The sequence below is a fragment of the Bifidobacterium xylocopae genome, from assembly GCF_003315615.1.
Taxonomy (GTDB): domain Bacteria; phylum Actinomycetota; class Actinomycetes; order Actinomycetales; family Bifidobacteriaceae; genus Bombiscardovia; species Bombiscardovia xylocopae.
In genome coordinates, this window is sequence record NZ_PDCH01000010.1 from 1 (window position 1) to 17,992 (window position 17,992).

16 protein-coding genes and 1 tRNA gene are annotated in these 17,992 nt (G+C 65.8%); 13 read left to right on the top strand and 4 right to left on the bottom strand.

What is annotated here, in order from left to right:
• The first annotated feature begins 468 nt into the window (after positions 1-468).
• From CRD59_RS05390 to rplA, 10 genes are all read left to right on the top strand, one after another.
• Positions 469-3,414: an Rne/Rng family ribonuclease gene (locus tag CRD59_RS05390; RefSeq protein ID WP_407923118.1), complete on the top strand. Its 2,946-nt coding sequence runs from the start codon at positions 469-471 to the stop codon at positions 3,412-3,414.
• 145 nt (positions 3,415-3,559) lie between these two features.
• Complete coding sequence (rplU, locus tag CRD59_RS05395) at positions 3,560-3,868, top strand: 50S ribosomal protein L21 (RefSeq protein WP_113853672.1); 309 nt, start codon at positions 3,560-3,562, stop codon at positions 3,866-3,868.
• 41 nt (positions 3,869-3,909) lie between these two features.
• A complete protein-coding gene (gene rpmA, locus CRD59_RS05400) occupies positions 3,910-4,161 on the top strand; it encodes a 50S ribosomal protein L27 (protein ID WP_113853673.1) in 252 nt (83 codons plus the stop codon).
• Positions 4,162-4,272: 111 nt separating this feature from the next.
• Complete coding sequence (gene obgE, locus CRD59_RS05405; RefSeq protein WP_113853674.1) at positions 4,273-5,985, top strand: GTPase ObgE; 1,713 nt, start codon at positions 4,273-4,275, stop codon at positions 5,983-5,985.
• Between the two features lie 64 nt (positions 5,986-6,049).
• Positions 6,050-7,183 carry a glutamate 5-kinase gene (gene proB / locus CRD59_RS05410; protein WP_113853675.1) on the top strand — a complete coding sequence of 378 codons (1,134 nt, stop codon included), beginning with the start codon at positions 6,050-6,052 and terminating at the stop codon, positions 7,181-7,183.
• Between the two features lie 196 nt (positions 7,184-7,379).
• Positions 7,380-7,455 (top strand) — tRNA-Trp (locus CRD59_RS05415).
• 33 nt (positions 7,456-7,488) lie between these two features.
• On the top strand, positions 7,489-7,716 hold the full coding sequence (gene secE, locus CRD59_RS05420) for a preprotein translocase subunit SecE (protein WP_113853676.1): 228 nt from the start codon (positions 7,489-7,491) through the stop codon (positions 7,714-7,716).
• A 56-nt stretch (positions 7,717-7,772) separates the two neighbouring features.
• Complete coding sequence (nusG, locus tag CRD59_RS05425) at positions 7,773-8,696, top strand: transcription termination/antitermination protein NusG (protein WP_407923120.1); 924 nt, start codon at positions 7,773-7,775, stop codon at positions 8,694-8,696.
• Positions 8,697-8,838: 142 nt separating this feature from the next.
• Positions 8,839-9,273 carry a 50S ribosomal protein L11 gene (rplK, locus tag CRD59_RS05430; protein ID WP_113853677.1) on the top strand — a complete coding sequence of 145 codons (435 nt, stop codon included), beginning with the start codon at positions 8,839-8,841 and terminating at the stop codon, positions 9,271-9,273.
• Positions 9,274-9,329: 56 nt separating this feature from the next.
• On the top strand, positions 9,330-10,019 hold the full coding sequence (rplA, locus tag CRD59_RS05435) for a 50S ribosomal protein L1 (protein ID WP_113853678.1): 690 nt from the start codon (positions 9,330-9,332) through the stop codon (positions 10,017-10,019).
• A gap of 140 nt (positions 10,020-10,159) precedes the next feature.
• On the opposite strand, the gene CRD59_RS05440 is transcribed toward rplA, so the two are convergent.
• A complete protein-coding gene (locus CRD59_RS05440; protein ID WP_113853679.1) occupies positions 10,160-12,100 on the bottom strand; it encodes a DUF6020 family protein in 1,941 nt (646 codons plus the stop codon).
• 163 nt (positions 12,101-12,263) lie between these two features.
• Between CRD59_RS05440 and CRD59_RS08280 the strand changes: the two genes are divergently transcribed.
• The 3 genes from CRD59_RS08280 to CRD59_RS05455 are packed head-to-tail and all read left to right on the top strand — an operon-like array spanning position 12,264 to position 14,415.
• Positions 12,264-12,923 carry a TM2 domain-containing protein gene (locus CRD59_RS08280; protein ID WP_161522283.1) on the top strand — a complete coding sequence of 220 codons (660 nt, stop codon included), beginning with the start codon at positions 12,264-12,266 and terminating at the stop codon, positions 12,921-12,923.
• Positions 12,924-12,970: 47 nt separating this feature from the next.
• Positions 12,971-13,591, top strand: coding sequence for a hypothetical protein (locus CRD59_RS05450; RefSeq protein ID WP_236632748.1), 621 nt, complete (start codon positions 12,971-12,973; stop codon positions 13,589-13,591).
• 23 nt (positions 13,592-13,614) lie between these two features.
• On the top strand, positions 13,615-14,415 hold the full coding sequence (locus CRD59_RS05455) for a PHP domain-containing protein (RefSeq protein ID WP_113853681.1): 801 nt from the start codon (positions 13,615-13,617) through the stop codon (positions 14,413-14,415).
• 139 nt (positions 14,416-14,554) lie between these two features.
• Here the strand turns inward: CRD59_RS05455 and CRD59_RS05460 are convergent, their stop codons facing one another.
• The 3 genes from CRD59_RS05460 to CRD59_RS05470 form a co-directional block, all read right to left on the bottom strand.
• Positions 14,555-14,980 (bottom strand): glycerophosphodiester phosphodiesterase, encoded by a 426-nt coding sequence (locus tag CRD59_RS05460; RefSeq protein ID WP_113853682.1) that lies wholly within the window; start codon positions 14,978-14,980, stop codon positions 14,555-14,557.
• A 530-nt stretch (positions 14,981-15,510) separates the two neighbouring features.
• Positions 15,511-16,263: a hypothetical protein gene (locus CRD59_RS05465; RefSeq protein WP_113853683.1), complete on the bottom strand. Its 753-nt coding sequence runs from the start codon at positions 16,261-16,263 to the stop codon at positions 15,511-15,513.
• A gap of 139 nt (positions 16,264-16,402) precedes the next feature.
• The gene (locus CRD59_RS05470) at positions 16,403-17,776 is read right to left on the bottom strand and encodes a DUF2142 domain-containing protein (protein ID WP_161522284.1); all 1,374 of its coding nucleotides are present in this window, start codon (positions 17,774-17,776) and stop codon (positions 16,403-16,405) included.
• Positions 17,777-17,992: the final 216 nt, after the last annotated feature.

The following is a 17,992-nucleotide window of genomic DNA, read 5'->3' on the forward strand; positions in this document are numbered from 1 at the left end:
CGGGTGTTGTGTGCGGTAGTGGACTGTGGATCGTCGTGTGTGGTGGGTCGTCTTCTCTCTTATCTGGTCTTCAGGCGGGGCAGGAGGCGGCATACGAGTTCAGCCTCGTTCTCGTGGGCTCGGAGATGTGTATAGGGGCCAGGCCCCGGTTCGCCCATGGTGGAACATAGCCGTGGCCCGTAGGTAGGCCGGGGCCTGTACGGGGAAGGCGGCCGAGCGGGGTCGGGGAAAGTGTGCCATACTGGAGGAGTGGTGGTCCTGCATGGCCACCGTGAAGCGTAGGCGTCGATCCCCTTGCATGGATCGCTTCGTGCGAATGCAGGCGACGGTGTCCGTTTACGCCCCGGAAGACTTTTATGAAGGCGTCCAGACGATGCGCACGCAGTGCGCGGCCGCGGTGAGAGCGCGGTGTGAGCAGTCGTCGCCGCCGTGAGCGCGACCCGGTGCAGCGCGTCGCAAGGAGCCATTGTGCCGAACAGAACACCAGAGGACAGCGCCGAACGCGAGTCCTCGCAGAACATCGAACATAGCGAGCAGGGCGAGAGCCAGAAAGCCGCCGGGAACGCGACCCGCCGCCGCAGGGGCGGACGCCGGGTGGTGCGCGGGACCGGAGCTGCCGACGCACCGGTGCCGGTGCAGGTGGAGGCCAAGGAGAGGGAGCAGGTCCATACCCGGCGCCGTACACGCGCCGCCTCGACCGCCGAGGATGCCGACACCCCCACCCCTACCGTGGATGGCGCCGATTCCGAGGGCGAGCGTAAGCCGGCCCGCAAGACCAGCCGCCGGCGCACCACCCGTGGGCAGGCTGCCGCCTCCGGGGAGGGTGCCGCCAGCCGCAGCCGTGCACGCCGGTCCAGCCGATCCGGTGAGGCCGCCGCAGGCGAGACGGATGGCGAAGACAGCCGGGATCGCCGGTCCGAGGAGGCCGAGGAACGGCCCGTCCGCCGCAGGTCCGTCCGTCGCAAGGCAGGGGAGGAGACCGGTCGCAGCGGTCGCTCCGGGCGTGACGAGCAGGCCGAAGACGGGGGCGAGGATGAAGGCTCCGGCAGCCCCCGCAGGGGGCGTCACCGGGTGCAGTCAGGCCGCTCAGTCGGCACCCGCTCAGCCGGCGCGCGCAGCCGCCAGGCCCAGGAGGCCGACAGCGGCGAGGACAACGCCGATGCTGAAACCAAGGAGACCAAGCCCGCCAAGAGCGCACGGGGGAGGAGCGGCCGCACCCAGTCACCGGCCCGGCCCATGACCTCCCTGCTCTTCCAGGAGCCTGTCATCCCCGCCGCTGCCGTAGCCGAGGACGAGGCTGAGGAAGACGAGGAGGAGACGGGTTCCGGCCGCCACGCGCCCGCCCGCCGCAGCCGCGTCCGCAAGACCCGTTCGGGCGGCAACCATGCCGCTGAGCACGACGACGCCGACGAACGCCGGGATGAGGACGGGGAGGAGCGCCCGCGCCGCCGCCGCAGGCTCAACGCCGAGGAACGCCGCGCCGCCGACGAGGTGGGGCAGATCGAGCAGGACCTGCACGAGGACGACATCCGGTTCGTGAACGATGAGTCCGAGGAGGACGAGGAACCCAAACGCACACGCCGCCGCCGCAGGTCCCAGGACAAGGATGAGGATGAACCCGCTTCCGAGCGCAGTGAGCGCGGCGGCCGCCGCCGCAAGCGCAAGGGCGAGGAAGCAGAGGAGGATGAGGGAGGCCTGACCCGTCGCCGGCGCCGCCGCCGGGGGGCCAAGGACGCCGATGAGGAGCCGGCCCGCCGCTCCCGCCGCCAGCAGTACGTGGATGAGATCACCGACATTGAGGGGTCCACCCGCCTGGAGGCCAAGAAGCAGCGCCGGCGCGACAACCGCCGCGAGCGCAGCCGGCAGACCCAGCTGGTGGAGCAGGACTTCCTGGCCCGCCGTGAGAACGTGGACCGGCAGATGGTCGTGCGGGAGAAGGAGCACCACACCCAGGTGTCGGTGATCGAGGACGGGATCCTGGTGGAGCACTATGTCTCCGACATCGACGAGGTCTCCTCCGTGGGCAACATCTACCTGGGGCGAGTGCAGAACGTGCTGCCGAGCATGGAGGCCGCGTTCGTGGACGTCGGGCAGGCCCGCAACGGCGTGCTGTACGCCGGCGAGGTCAACTGGGACGCCACCCGCCTGGAGGGGCAGCCGAGGAGGATCGAGCTGGCCTTCAAGTCCGGCGATCCGGTGCTGGTGCAGGTGACGAAGGACCCGATCGGGCACAAGGGCGCCCGTCTGACCGCGCAGATCACGCTGGCCGGGCGCTTCCTGGTCCTCGTGCCCTCCGGCGGCATGACCGGCGTCTCCCGCAAGCTGCCCGACAAGGAGCGCGCACGGCTCAAGTCCATTGTCTCCAGGATCGCGCCCAAGGACATGGGTGTGATCATCCGCACCGCCGCCGAGGGAGCCTCCGAGGAGGCCATCGAGAAGGACCTGGGGAACCTGCAGCGGCAGTGGGAGGACGTGGAGGCCAAGCGCCAGGAGTTCTGGCACGGCAAGCGCCCCAAGCTGCTCCAGGGTGAGCCCGACGTCGCCATCCGCGTGGTGCGGGACATCTTCAACGACGACTTCAACCGGTTGGTCGTGCAGGGTGAGCGCGTCTACGGGCACATCGAACATTATTTGGACACCATGGCCCCGGATCTGAAGGACAAGTTGGAGCGCTGGGATCCGGCCGAGCACCAGGGCAAGGACGTGTTCGACAAGTGGCAGATCGACAGCCAGCTGCGCAAGGGCATGGAGCGCCAGGTCTACCTGCCCTCCGGCGGCTCGTTGGTGATCGACCGCACCGAGGCCATGACCACGATCGACGTGAACACGGGCCGTTTCATCGGCAAAGGCAAGTCCCTGGAGGAGACCGTCACCCGCTGCAACCTGGAGGCGGCCGAGGAGATCGCCCGCCAGCTGCGTTTGCGTGACATCGGCGGCATGGTCATGATCGACTTCGTGGACATGGTGCTGCCCGCCAACCGCGACCTGGTCCTGCGCCGGCTGGTGGAATGCCTGGCGCGTGACCGCACCAAGCACCAGGTGGCCGAGGTCACGTCACTGGGGCTGGTGCAGATGACCCGCAAGCGCGTGGGCCAGGGCCTGGTCGAGGCCTTCTCCGAGGAGTGCCCGTCCTGCCATGGGCGCGGCTTCATCCTGCACGACCAGCCCACCATCTCGGCCAAGTACGACGACCCCTACGCGGTCAAGGGCGGCGATCCGTTCGTCAAGACCAACAAGCACGGGCATGGCTCCAAGGCTTCCAAGGAGGCGCCGGCGCCCAAGGGATCCTCCCCGGACGTGAAGGCGAAGCTGGCTCAGATCGCCGCCGCCGCCGAGAAGGCGTCCGAGGGGCAGGAGGACGAAGGCGCGGGTTCCCGGCTGGACGACCGGGATGATGTCGTCCAGGAGGCATAGACTGGGCGTGTTTCGTCGGCGCGCTGCCATTTGACGAGGTGGCGCGCTTGCTTATATACTGATTAGCTGGTGTCTGACTCGCCCGCCCTTAGGCGGGGACGGGCTTCAGGCGCGGGCAGCTTTGAGAGGCAGACAAGGTAGGGCTATGTACGCGATTGTTAAGGCCGGTGGCCATCAGGAGAAGGTCGAGGTCGGCGACGTCATCACGGTCAACCGACTGGCGGCCAAGAAGGGCGAGTCGGTCGAGTTTCCGGTCGCGCTCGTCGTGGACGGCGCCAAGGTGACGCTGGCGGCGAAGGACCTGGCCAAGGTCTCCGCCAAGGGCGAGGTCGTCGACGACGGACTCAAGGGCCCGAAGATCCGCATCCAGAAGTTCAAGAACAAGACCGGCGTGGCACGCAAGAAGGGCCACCGCCAGCAGCTGAGCACGGTCAAGATCACCGCGATCGCCTGAGCGTCGGTCGCTACAGCTTCCAGTCGGGAAAGGACTAAGACATGGCACACAAGAAGGGCGCGTCCAGCTCGCGCAACGGTCGTGATTCCAACGCGCAGTACCTGGGTGTTAAGAAGTTCGGCGGCGAGTCCGTCGTCGCGGGCAACATCCTGGTCCGTCAGCGCGGCACCAAGTTCCACCCCGGCAGGAACGTCGGCCTGGGCAAGGACTTCACCCTGTTCGCCCTGACCGACGGCAGCGTCAGGTTCGGCGTTCGCCGGGACCGTAAGGTCGTCGACGTCGTCTCGGACTGAGCGAACAGCCAGAACGAACTTTTCAATAGAGCCGCGCCCCGTCCGGACGCGGCTTTTTCCGTAAGTGATCCGCATCCGTCCGGCCGGTGGATGCGGGGGGAGTAGATAGCAATGAGCGCATTCGTCGATCGCGTGACCGTCCACGTCAAAGGCGGGGACGGCGGCAACGGCGCCTCCTCGATCAAGCGGGAGAAGTACAAGCCACTGGCCGGCCCGGACGGCGGTGATGGCGGGGACGGCGGATCCGTGATCATGGTGGCCGACCCCAACGCCAACAGCCTGCTGGACTACCGGTTCGCCCCGCACCGCTCGGCGGGCGCGGGAACCATGGGCCTGGGCGGCGACAAGGACGGGTCCAGGGGCGCCGACCTGACGCTGCCGGTGCCCGTGGGTACGGTAGTCTTCGCCGCGGTGGGACGCGAGGGCGAGCCCAAGAAGCGGGGGGAGCGCCTGGCCGACCTGAACCATCCGGGTGACCGCTTCGTCGTGGCCCAAGGCGGCGCCGGTGGGCTCGGCAACCGCTCCCTGGCCAACAGGACCCGGCGGGCGCCCGGCTTTGCGCTCCTGGGAGAGCCGGGCGAGGAACGCGACGTGATGTTGGAGCTCAAATCCATAGCCGACGTGGCCCTGGTCGGCTTCCCGTCGGCCGGGAAGTCCTCCCTGGTCGCGGCCATGAGCTCGGCCAAGCCCAAGATCGCCGACTACCCCTTCACCACCCTGGTGCCCAACCTGGGTGTGGTCCAGGCTGGGGCCGAGCGTTTCACCATGGCCGATGTGCCCGGCCTGATCCCCGGGGCGTCCCAGGGCAAGGGGCTTGGTTTGGAGTTTCTGCGCCACATCGAACGCACCGAGGTCGTGGCCCATGTGATTGACTGCGCCACCCTGGAACCGGGCCGAGACCCCCTGAGCGACTACCGGGCCATCGAGGCCGAGCTGGCCCGATACGCCGACAGGCTTGAGCTGCCCCTAGGCGCAATCCCCATAGCCGAGCGCCCGCGGGTGATCGTCCTGAACAAGGCCGATGTGCCCGAAGCCCGGGAACTGGCCGAGTTCGTGCGTCCCGAGTTCGAACGGATGGGGCACCAGGTCTTCATCGTCTCCACGGCCTCGCACGCTGGGCTCAAGGAACTGGGCTTCCACCTTGCGGAGCTCGTCGGACGCCTGCGGGCGCGTATAGAGGCCCAAGCGGCCGCCGAGGAGGAGGGGAGGGTCGTGATCCGCCCCCTGGAGGACCGGTCCCGGCGCCGTCGTCGCGACGATTTCACCGGCGCCTTCCATGTGGAGCGTCAGCAGGACCAGGCCGGCGGCCGCTGGTTCGTGGTCACCGGCGCCAAACCCGAGCGGTGGGTGCGCCAGACCAACTTCGACAATGACGAGGCCGTGGGCTACCTGGCCGACCGCCTGGCCAAGCTTGGCGTGGAGGACGAGCTGCGCAAGGTCGGTGCCCGGGCCGGTGACGAGGTGCGCATCGGGACGGGACGCGATCAGGTGGCCTTCGACTGGGATCCGACCATCGCCGCAGGCGCCGAGATGCTGGACGGTACGCCGATGGCTTCGCGCGGCAAGGACCTGCGCCTGGAGGAGGTCGAGACCAGGACCCACCGGCGGACCAACAGCGAGCGGCGGGCCGAATACCACCGGATGATGGATGCCCGCCAGGCGGTGCGCCAGGCCATGGCCGCCGAACGTGAGGCCGGGCATTGGGCCGATCCGTCCGTGGACGACGACCCCGAGGATCGGGAGGGGCTGGTCGGCAAGGCCCTCCACGCCGGCCGGTCCGATGACGAGGACGGTGCGGCAGACGACAAGGCCGATAGGGGCTGACCCTGCTGCGGGCCGGTTTGGACGGTCGGCGGCAGCTGGCGGACGAGGCTTCGGGAGGGGCGTCATGGCCGGAATGGATGAGCAAGAGGTAAGGCGGTCGGTGGCCCAGGCGGGCACAGTGGTCGTCAAGGTCGGTTCTTCCTCATTGACCTCCGCCAGCGGCCACCTGCGACTGGACCGCCTGCAGGCCCTGGTCGGGGCCCTGTCGCGGGTCCGTCTCCAAGGTGCGCGGCTGGTCCTGGTCTCCTCGGGCGCGATCGCGGCGGGCTTCGGCTCCCTGGGCTTCGATGCGCGGCCGGAGGATGTGGCGACCAAGCAGGCCACCGCATCCGTGGGCCAAGGGATTCTGATGGCCCATTACGAGTCCGCATTCGCCGTATACGGCCTGAAGGTGGGGCAGATCCTGCTGACCGCGCAGGACACCCGCCAGGCGGCCCAATACCGCAACGCCCGCCGCACCTTGGGGCGCTTGCTCGACCTGGGTGTGGTGCCGATTGTCAACGAGAACGACGCCCTGGCCTCCAACGAGATCCGCTTCGGCGACAATGACCGTCTCTCGGCCCTGGTGTCCAACATCGTGCGCGCCGATGCGCTGGTGCTCCTCACCGATGTGGACGCCCTCTACTCCGAGCCGCCCTCGCGGCCGGGCGCCCGGCGGATCTCCTTCGTGCCGAACGTGGTCCAGGCCATGGAGTCGATAGACGCGGAGGGGTCCACATCCGGCGTGGGCACCGGAGGGATGACCACCAAGCTGGAGGCAGCCAGGATCGGCGCGGTATCAGGGATTCCGGTACTGATGACCAAGGCCGGGCTGGCTGGACCTGCGCTGTTCGGCGACCCGGTGGGCACGGTGTTCGCCCCCGTCAGGCACCGGGGGAGTGCCCGGCGGCTGTGGATCAAGTTCGCCTCCGCGCCGCGCGGTTCCTACGAAGCCGATCCCGGGGCCGCCACAGCGGTGTCCGGCGGCAGGGCGAGCCTGCTCCCGGCCGGCGTCACCGGGGTCGAAGGCGACTTCTCCGCCGGAGACCCGGTCTGGATCCGGGATCAGACGGGCCGAGTCCTGGGCAAGGGGGTCTCGGCCTACGACGCCGAGGAGGCGGTCAGGCTGATGGGGCGCACCACTACCGAGCTGTCGCGCAGCTATGGCCACCAGTACGCCCACCCCTTCGTCCACCGCGACGACCTGGTCCTCCTATGAATCCGTGTGCGCTGATGTTGGCGATCGGCCGACCAGGTCGGCGGCCGGGCCTTCTGCGCGCTTCCTGGGGGGTGCGACACCGACGGAGCCGATGGGTGGACGGAATCGGCCCCTTGGGCTAGAGTAAAAACCTGGCGGTCTGTCCTGCCGACCCTCCGGTATCCACCGGAGCGAGTACAGTGGGCAGGTATCTCCTAGGGAAGTGGCGCAATTGGTAGCGCAACGGTCTCCAAAACCGTAGGTTGTGGGTTCGAGTCCCGCCTTCCCTGCCAATGGTTGGTTCCAGGATCGAATGAAGGACGGATATGGCTAAGAAGGCTCAGGCCCTTGAGCAGAAGAGGCCCAACATCTTCAAGCGTATCGGCATGTTCATCAAGCAGGTGATCGATGAGATTCGCAAAGTGGTCGCGCCGACCGGCGGGGAGCTCCTCGGCTGGTCCGTGGCGGTCTTCATCTTCGTCCTCTTCCTGATGGTCCTGGTCACAGCCCTGGACTTCGGCCTGGGCAAGCTGGTCATGCTGGTCTTCGGCTGATTGGTAGTTGTTCTTACATTTGCGAGAAGGTGGCTCTGTACATGAGTGATGATCAGATGGCGGATGCGATGAACGAGGCGTCGACCGAGCAGGTCCCCGTCGCTGGCGCAGCCGAGGCGGCCGGGCAGGGCACCTCTGCCCAGCAGGAATCCTCCAGCCAGGCTGACTCCGTCCAGGACCACGCGCCCCAGGCCGGAGACAGCGCCCCTTCAGGCGAACAGGTCGCACAGGCTGCGGCCGAGGCCACCGACGAAGCGGTGCAGGCCGACCAGGCGGAAGCGGATGAGGTGGTCGCCGAGGATGCATCGGCATCGGGTGCCGCGGGATCCGAAGGCAGCGGGCAGGACGAGCCCGAAGAGCAGGACGCCGGGCAGAAGGCCGTGGACGAGTTCTCCAAGCAGCTGCGCACGCTGGAGGGCAACTGGTACGTGCTCCACACCTACTCGGGTTATGAGAAGCGCGTCAAGGCGAACGTCGAGTCACGCATCGTCTCCTTCGGGCTGGAGGATCAGATCTTCCAGGTCGAGGTGCCGATGGAGGAAGTCGAGAAGCATACCGACAAGGGCAAGAAGATCGTGTCCCGCGTACGCGTCCCGGGATATGTGCTCATTCGCATGTGGCCGGACGAGAACGCCCGCCGCATCGTCAAGGACACCGAGGGTGTGACCGGCTTCGTCGGGCCCACCAAGGATCCTGCCCCCCTGTCGCGCAAGGAAGTCGTCAAGATGATGGCACCGATGATCGCCTCGGAGGCGCTCAAGGCTGCAGGCGACAAGCCGGCGGCCGCCAAGCGGCGTTCCGTCGAGGTGTCCTACCAGGTGGGCGACCAGGTCACCGTCACCGAGGGCCCCTTCGCCACCATGGCCGCCGCCGTGTCCGAGGTGGAACCGACCACCCAGAAGCTCACGGTCCTGGTCTCCATCTTCGGGCGTGACACACCCGTGGAGCTGGGCTTCGACCAGGTCGAGAAGATCGTCTGACCATTCCTGCGCGCCCGTCCGGTTGGGGTGGCATACTGAGAAGGCTTGGTGTTCGGGGCTTGTCCCCGTCACCGGAAATAACAGTTGCGGGAGAAGGCCCTGGGCTTTCGAGAGAACCGCTTCGTAGAAAGAAGAAGCAGCAATGCCTCAAAAGAAGAAGAAAGTCACTGCGCTGATCAAGCTGCAGATCGAGGCCGGCAAGGCCAACCCGGCCCCGCCGCTGGGCCCGGCCCTGGGTTCCCATGGCGTCAACATCATGGACTTCTGCAAGGCCTACAACGACGCGACCAAGGACAAGATGGGGCAGGTCATCCCTGTCGAGATCACCGTCTTCGAGGATCGCTCCTTCACCTTCATCACCAAGACTCCTCCCGCTGCGGATCTGCTTCGCAAGGCCGCTGGCGTCAAGAAGGGCGCCGGCAACCCGCTGACCACCAAGGTCGGTTCGGTCACCAAGGCCCAGGTGCGTGAGATCGCCGAGACCAAGATGCCCGACCTTTCGGCGCGTGACGTCGAGGCCGGCATGAAGATCGTCGAAGGCACCGCCCGTTCCATGGGCATCACCGTCACCGACTGAAAGTTCTGCGGCAGGGCGACGCTAGCCCGCACCGCGACTGCTGATAGGAGAAGCAGATGACAAAGCGTTCCAAGAAGTACCGCGAAGCGCTCGAGAAGATCGACCGCTCGAACCTCTACACCCCGGAGGAGGCCATCGCCCTGATCAAGTCCATGCCCAAGTATGGATTCGATGAGAGCGTCGAGGCCGTCTACCGGCTGAGCGTGGACCCGCGTAAGGCGGACCAGCTCATCCGTGGCACCGTCAACCTGCCCAACGGCACCGGCAAGACCGTCAAGGTCCTGGTCTTCGCCCGCGGCCCCCAGGCCACGGCGGCCGCCGAGGCCGGAGCCGATGAGGTCGGTGACGACGATCTGGTGACCAAGGTGGCCGGCGGCTACCTGGACTTCGATGCCGTCGTCGCCACGCCCGACATGATGGGCAAGGTCGGTCGTCTGGGTCGTGTCCTGGGTCCGCGTGGCCTCATGCCCAACCCCAAGACCGGCACGGTGACCATGGATGTCGCCAAGGCCGTCAAGGAGATCAAGGGCGGCAGGATCGAGTTCCGTGTCGACAAGAACGGCAACCTGTCCTTCCTGATCGGCAAGGCGTCCTTCGAGGAGAAGGCGCTGGCCGAGAACTTCCACGCCGTGAGCGAGGAGATCAAGCGTCTGAAGCCGGCGACGGTCAAGGGCCGTTACATCACCAAGGCCACGGTCGCCTCGACTATGAGCCCGGGTGTCCCCCTGGACCTGGCCATGCTCTGATTGTCTGGAGCCATTGAGGGCCCGTCGCACAACCGATTCGGTTGGCGACGGGCCCTTTCGCGTGCCTTGAGTGAGGTGCGGTAGGCCGTATCACTGCGGCCGGCAGAGGTTGGCCTGCCTCGCGTGGGGACAGGTCCGACCTACCGCTGTCGGGCGGGCGATAGGGCTGCCTCCTCAACACTGCGGCGGTGGAAGGCAATCAGGAGGAAGGGGAGGGCGAAGACGACGGGGAGCATGTGACGCTCGAAATTGTTGGCGGGCGCAGCGATCATGACGCCCATCAGGAGGAGCAGGGGCAGCTGGTCCAGGATGTCCCCCCAGCGGCCTCGCAAGGCCTCACAGCACAGGAGGATAAGCGCGGCCAGCACCCAGCAGTTGCCGGAGGCGGGCCAGCCAAGCACCGGCACGGCCGCCCAGGCCCGGGCGAACCAGGCCACCCAGTCCCGCCAACCGTGGCACCAGTAACGGATCCAGGCGGAGTCCTCCTGCACATAGCCGTTGTTGACGTAGTAGGCCATCGGCACATAGGCGTGGTCGGCCGGGTCGAAATAGCCGTAGGACTTGGCCAGGAAGGCGTCCAGGTAGATGACCGGATTCCGTTCACCGATCCGTGCCCATGCCCTGTTGAAGCCGCGCATGTCCGATGCACTGACCGTCTTCCAGCGGTAGACCACGATCTTGCCTTCGGGGCCGGAGGATTTGACCCTGTCCGCGTCCTTGGGGGTGTAGGCGAAACCGGCTGCGTCCAAGTCCATGATCGGGACCAGGTCGGCCCTGGCGTCTGCGGGGATGCCGGACGGGTTGCGCTGGGCCACGCGGGCGATCTGCTGGAGCTGGATGCCCTTGCCTTCGATGGGATCCCCCTTGATCACCGTCCCGGAGCCGGTCAGCATACCCATGGTCGCCTCAAAAACGAGGAGCGGGGTCAGGAGGCATAGGAGATGGAGCCTCCAGCGCCGCCGGTCACTCAGGAGCAGGACCAGAAGCTGGATGGCAACGATATAGACCGCGTATTTTGCTGAGCAAAGCATGACGAGTGTGGAGACCATAAACGCCATCCGGGCTCGCCAGCGCAGGGGCAGGCCGGCTTGACGCGTGGCCCTCAGCTCGTAGGCCAGGCCCGTCCACCAGAGGAAGGCCCAGGCGAACAGCGGGGATTTTGTCAGGGATATGGTGCTGAGGATGGCCAGAGGCCCGGCCAGGAAAGCCAGCAGGGTCAGCACCCGGGCCATTGTGCCCGCCTCGGGCAGGCCCTGGGCTTCGGGGTGCGCGGTCAGGTGGCAGGCGCGGGCCGGTTGGAAGAAACGGTCGGCGGTGACGGCGCAACAGAAGGCCGCGAACACCAGTTGGAGTCCGGCCAGCAGGATGACGGCCAGGTCGCCGGCGCCGGTCAGCCGCCGGGAGAGCGCTATCGAGCTGCCGTAGAGCAGGGTGAGCGGCAGGTTGTGCTGGTCGGTCAGGTAGGTCGGGGTCTGCGGCCACAGGTAGTGGGCCGTGGGGTAGACATCCATGATGGTAGGCCCCTGCAGGTAGGGCAGCCGGGCCCCGCCCCGCTCAGCCAGCCATGAGGCGACCTCCTGGGTCTGTGAGACCAAATCGGCACCATAAGCCGCCAGTAGGGTGACCCAGATCCAGGACCAGCCGGCCAGCAGAAGGAGCAGGAGCGGCTTCCAACCCCGCGTCAGCCGCCACAGAAGGCGTCGGAGCGGGCGCAGGCAGGGCCAGTCATGCAAGCGGGCCATCAGCCGGGCAAGGCCCCGTCCGCTCGCTTGGGCTGTGAGCGGGTGGGTGCCTGGACCATGACCGGGCCGGCGTGAGAAACCGATGGCCAGACCCATGGTGAGCACGAACGAGGCCAGCAGAAGTGCGTAATTGAAGGGGCCGAAGTCGGCGATGCCGCCATCGGCCCGGTAAATCGGGCCTACTGCTATGCATAGGGCCATCCAGGTGCAGGCCAGCGTGGTCAGGATCCATCCCGCCCACCGTGAAAGCCTGCCGCTTTTGCCGCTATAGCTGGTTGCGCCCTGGTGCACGGCACCTGGCTGGCCGGTTCGGGCGGGAGAGGAGGTTCGGGTGGTCATCGCTATGATTCTAGCCCGCAGCTGCCACAAACGCGGCAATGGCGGGTGAACCAGCTCTTGGCTGGCTCATCGAATATACTGGTGTCACATAGCGTCTGCATTCAATCGGTTCCGCTTCGGATGAGCGGTGGCGGGGGGCGCGAGGCTCGGTTAGGGAGATGCGATGGATAACGACCAGCAGCAGCAGGTGCAGGGTGCCGGGCAGGCGGATTACGGCCAGGTCGGCCAAGGAGCTGCGCAGCCGGGTTACCAGGGTGCTCCCTACCAGGGGCAGTACCAGGTGCCGGGGGAGGCGGGATACGGCGGCGGGGCCTACGGTGGGCAGCAGTATGACGGCCAGGGCTACAGTGCTCAACCAGCCGCCGTTCCGCAGAACAACGGGCAGGCCTACGGTCCCGGCCAGCAGAATCAATACCAGGGGCAGTACCAGGAACCCTATGGAGGGACCCAGGCACAGGCCGCCTATCAGCAGTACGGCCAGCCCGGACAGCAGCAGTACGGGCAGAATGGTGCCTACGGGCAAGGATCATATGGCCAGTACGGGCCATATGGCCAACAGGCTCCGCAGGTCGTTTCGCCCAAGTCCAAGGTCGCGGCCGGCCTGCTGGCGATTTTCCTGGGCAGTCTCGGCATCCATAACTTCTATCTCGGCAGGACCAGCCGTGGCGTCTGCCAGCTTGTACTGACAGTCGTCGGCTGGATCGTCATCGTGGGTCCGGTCATCTCCTCCATCTGGGCCCTGGTGGAGGGCATCCTGATCCTGTGCTCGCATCCTGGCTCCTTCTGGCATCAGGACGCCAACGGCCGGGAGTTCATGGATTGACGGACACGCGTTACCGTTCGGGTGTAGAGGCGCAGGGGGAGCGGTCGATGAAACGGCGGGAAGTGTCGGCCCATCCCGAGGCCACGATTGCCGACTCCGAATACTCCCTGGCGGACATCCAGCGCAAGCAGGCCAAGCCGATGCGTTGGGTGGTCTTCATCCTGGCCGCTTTGCTGGCAATCGTCGTGCCCTATGGCCTGGGACGGACACTGGCCATCCACCATACCGCTGGCGTGTTGCGGCTGGTCTCGGGTCTCGATCCGCGTGGCATCGCCCTGATTGCCTGGACAGTCACTCTGGTGGCGTTCGTGGGCCTGGGCATGTCGATCATCGAATCCTCATCCTGGTTCTGGAGGGTGCTCTTCGTGGTAGGCATAGCGGCAGAACAGCTGATCGCCGGGCTTTGCCTTCTCAAATTCAACTTCTGGTACGGGACCTATGTCATCTACCAGCAGTCCTCGGTGCTGGCCAACGCAGCCAACCTGGGCATCCTTGCCGCCGGACTGTCCGTCGCGGTCTTTGCGGTCCTGTTCGTGGCCATCCTGATCGGTGTCAGGAAGGACTCGCCACTCAACACACTGACCCATTCCTGGTCGGCCCTGACCATGTTCTTCGTGATCGAGTTGGCCGCCATCCTGATCGTCCTGTTTGGCGGCCTCATCAATTAGCCCAGGACGGGGAAGAGAGCGGTATGCCGGCTGATTTCCATGTGCATTCCAGCTACTCGTTCGACAGCGATTCACCCTTGTCGGCCTATCTGGACCGCGAGAACCACCTGCTGCTGACGACTGACCATCTTGAACTGGCGAACTCGGTTGACGACGGGCGCGATGATGTTCCCGACTTCGCTGAGATTGCCCGGCAGATGGAGTTCATCCGCCAGGAGTCCGGGGATGCTGGGCTCGAAACGGTCGTGGGGGCCGAGGTGGGCTACTGCAGGGAGCACCTGGGGCGGTTGGAGGAGCTTGTGGCCACGGACGGCATCGCCCTGCGGCTGCTGAGCTTCCACGCCTACCAGGGCCATGACTGGATCGAGACCGAGGCGCATGCTTCGATGGGGGATGACGACTATGCCAAGGCGTACTTCGACCTGGTGCTGGAGGGAGTGGAACGGCTGGGCGGGCAGGCGCAAGTGCTGGCCCACCTGGATTACCCCTTCCGCTACCGACCCTCCATCGACAGCCGCGTGTTATTCCGGCGCTTCGGCGGGCGCATCCGGGCCATCATCGACGCTTGCGACCGACAGGGGCTGGTGGTGGAGCTGAACACCAAGAGCATGTATACATACGGCAGGGAGACCTTCTACGACTTGCTGCTTGAGACCATCGCCGGTCGGGACGACGGTGGGCGGCCGGTACCGGTCTGCCTGGGATCCGACTGCCACCCGGCGGGGAACTGGCATGCCGGATTCGACCGGGCGGCCGGGCTCGCCGCCTCGCATGGGCTGAAGCCGCTGGATTGGGTGGATATGCGGGGCCGCCTTACCCGCTGATGAACACGCAAGTGCCGGTGCCCGCAGCTACCGCATGACGGAACGATAACGGAAAGGCCCCGCCGGCAGCAACCCGGACGGGGCCCTTGGGCCTTATCCTGCCAGGATCTCTGAATGGGTGCTGGCAGGGATGGGAGCCTCAGTAGCTCTGGGAGACGGGGATGTTGAATCGTACATTCAGTCCGCGATCATAGTGCAGGAACATATTGGCGCCATAACGGTCCACGTCGCGGTGGGTGAAGAGCATGCGGATGGCGAAAGCGGTCTGCACGTCCGGTGGCAGCTCCTCGAAAGCCTTGTGCGCGTCCCAACCGCCGGGTGCAACCGCCTGGTCAGGCACATAGGCATAGCCGTAGCCGTCCTCGTTCACATATCCCATGAACGGCAGGTCCCAGGCCTTGTGCTCGGTCAGCTGCTTCTTGAAGTCCTCGACCCCCTGCAGGGCCTCATCGCTGATTCCGAAACGTTTGGCCACCTTGTTGGCCTCGCGGGTCTTCGTCTCGGCATCCTCTTCGAAGAGCGAGCCGTCCACAACGATTGCATCGTCTTCCTTCTGATTCGCCATATGCGTGTTCCTTCCTATGAACCCTGCTGCCGGCATCGCTGCCGGTCAGCCTGTAATCCCCGTCTGCCGCCCGCTGGGGCGCCGTGTGCGGCCGTGGAGCCATACGGTACCGCGGTGCATCCGTACTCATAATCTATCATCGAAACAGGTGTGCTGTCGCTTCCGCTTGTGTTCGCTTTGCCGCGTGATTGCGGGATTGCTGATCAGGGAAATCGCCGTTTGCCCGGCCTCCTGTCGCTACCAGAATCTCACAGAAACGCACAGTGACCGGCATTTGTTATTTTGCTCACAGAGGAGAGGTAAACCGTATCGGGCTTCCGCTGTCGCCAGCCCCGCAGATGTCGACGAATTAAGGACCCGCTGTGGAAGCGGACCTTGGAACAGACCAGCTGCCCCCATGAGGGAGAGTTCGACAGGCTGGCCCATGGTCGTCCATCGCGTACGGTCGCTGATGTCAGGTGTGACAATACAAGGCCCGTCTCCCGCCCCGGAACGTGGGGGGGGGGGGGAGCCGTGTGGAATGGTTCGGATCAGCGACGGTGGTGAAGGTCGGCGGCGACGATGACCGCTGCCCCCAATGCTTCCAAGGCCGTCGCGATCAGCCAGGCGACTACGATCCCGCTCTGTCTGGGACCTACGGAGCCCAGGCGGGTGAACAGGAAGATGTCGGTGACGGCTATCTGCAGGCCAACCAGGCTGCTGATGACGGTCAGTCTGACCGACTTGCGGTGTTGCTTGGCACGGTTACCTTCGCCCTCACCGCCGCCCAGCTTGATGACGCCCACGTGCCCCAGGAGCCAGACCGACACACCCAGCAGGACGCCCGCCACCGGCAGGGAGAGGAAGATGGGGAAGGTGGAGAAAGCCAAACCCAGCGAGGCCACCGCGAAAGCCACGGCGAAGCCCAGGTAGAGCGGGCTGTAACGACTGTGCTCCTTGACGTTCCGCATGGCCGTGCCCGCCAGATGTCCTGCCTGCTCCGCCACGGATGGACCGTCCTGGCTCTTGCCGTGGTCGGATTGGGCTGTGGATGCCTTCTCCTTGCGCCGGCCACCTTCCTTGGTTCCGGTGCGGTCCTTCTGAGTGGTATCGCTGGCCTTGGAATGGGTGGTTGGGGTGCGGTGCTCGGCTTGTTCGCCGCCGTGCTTCCGGCCGCTGCCCGGATTGCGGTTCCTGGTTTTGGTCGCTTCGGTCCTGGGCTGTGGGTCCTGACCGTCCCCCGGGTGCGGGTCCTGTTTGGCGTCACCATGCGGCGAAGGTGTCTTATCGTTCTTGTCTACCATGATCGGCCTCCTATGTACCATCGCTTCCAGTCTAGGTATGCCGCGGCGCAAACGGTGAAGTGTGTCCTTTGTTCCGCTTCGTGCAAATACCCGCGAAGCCAAGCGGCGTGCCGTTCCCCCGGCAGCGGTGCTGGATGTGTCAGTGGTGGGATGGGCTGAAGGGGGGCATCTGTCCCGTGGTTCGCCATCTGTCCCATAGCGCCTGCATGCAGGTGAGAGCGCACAGGCCCCAGCCTGCCACCAGAGGCAGGAAATAGCGCAACTGCATGCCCAGGACGCCGACCGCACCGGATCCGGTGTACTGCAGCCACAGGGCCAGATATGTCAGCAGGATTATGAGGAGGTTGAGCAGGTAGGAGGACCAGCAGAACAACAGTTCGGAGCGGCCAAGGGTGCGTACGGCCGTGGCGAGCAGCAGGAGGGCAAACAGGAGCGTCAGCCCCAGCCAGACGGTGATAAGGGCGCGGGAGCCTCCCTGGCTGCTGTTGTTGGTCTGCCCGTGGCTTATGGACCATGCGATGGAACGCAGCACAGCGGCGATGGTCGCCGGCCTGGTGAGCAGGTCATGCTTCTTCGCAAGCATGGCGTCATACGACACGAACATGGGAGCCGTGGCGTACCAACCATTCAGTTTCATCCAGGCCAGGAGCCAGGCCGCGGAGGCCCCCACCCCTGCGATGGATACAGCAGGTACGAACCGGTCGCGGCCGCCGTTTTCGGGTGCTGTCCTCCCTGCCTTCCGCGCCAGGGGGAGCAGCAGGAGCAGCGCGACCAGTGGGGCGTATATGAACTTGCACATGGCGAGCAGGAGTCCCACTGCCGCGGTGGAAGCGCAACGGCGTTTGGTTGGCGGCTGGATGAGCGAACTGAAGACCAGGCAGAGGAAGAGGGGGGCGATGGCCTGAGTCATCGAGTCCGCAGAGATGGTGAAAGCCGTGCGCATGTGGAAGGCCAGGACGGGGACCAATAGGAGCAGCCCCATGGCGATGCGCCAGCGGGGGAGGACGCTCAGGCTCATGAGCAGGCAGAGGGTGAAGACCAGCAGCATGGCGACTTCGGCCGCATAGAATGTGGCGTTGGCCGACAGGCCCGCCAACTTGCCGAATCCGAAGACCAACAGCTGCGGTAGGTAAGCGACAGGTGAATTCGTGGCGGTGTTGTTGTATGGCAGTGCAACAGTCGCTTTCCCCTGGTCGCTGGGGCTGATGGAATCGGGCAGGGCTATGGATGAGTCGTAACCGTCGAACACCTGCCAGGAATAGTCCAGCCAGGCGCGGTCCACATCCCCGCCGACGTTCCCGGTGGTGTTGTGCAGGAAGCTTCTGGAGCCGACCGGCTTCGCCAGCCAATCACCGTTGGTCATCCCGCTGATTCGGTAGACATGGGACCATACATCCGGGGTGTGCCCGGGCTTGGTCGTTGCGATGAAAAAGCAGCCGGCCAGTAGTGAACACACAGCCATCAGCAAAGGAGTAAAGGCCCGGATTCTGTCCAGCCAGGATTTGAGCCCCATGCCCGGCCGTACCTTGCAATCCCCTGCAACGGCGGTTTTTCGGGCGTTCGTAACGCTGCCGGCACTCACTCCATTGCGCATAATGCCATCTATCCATTCACCATATCTTGGGGGTTTGCACTTCAGTGCCTGCCTGTTAGCCGATTATAGCCGTATCCGTCCGTGCGGCCGGCCGTCGCGCTGTCAAACGGCGAAAGGCTGGATTGTGCCCCCCCC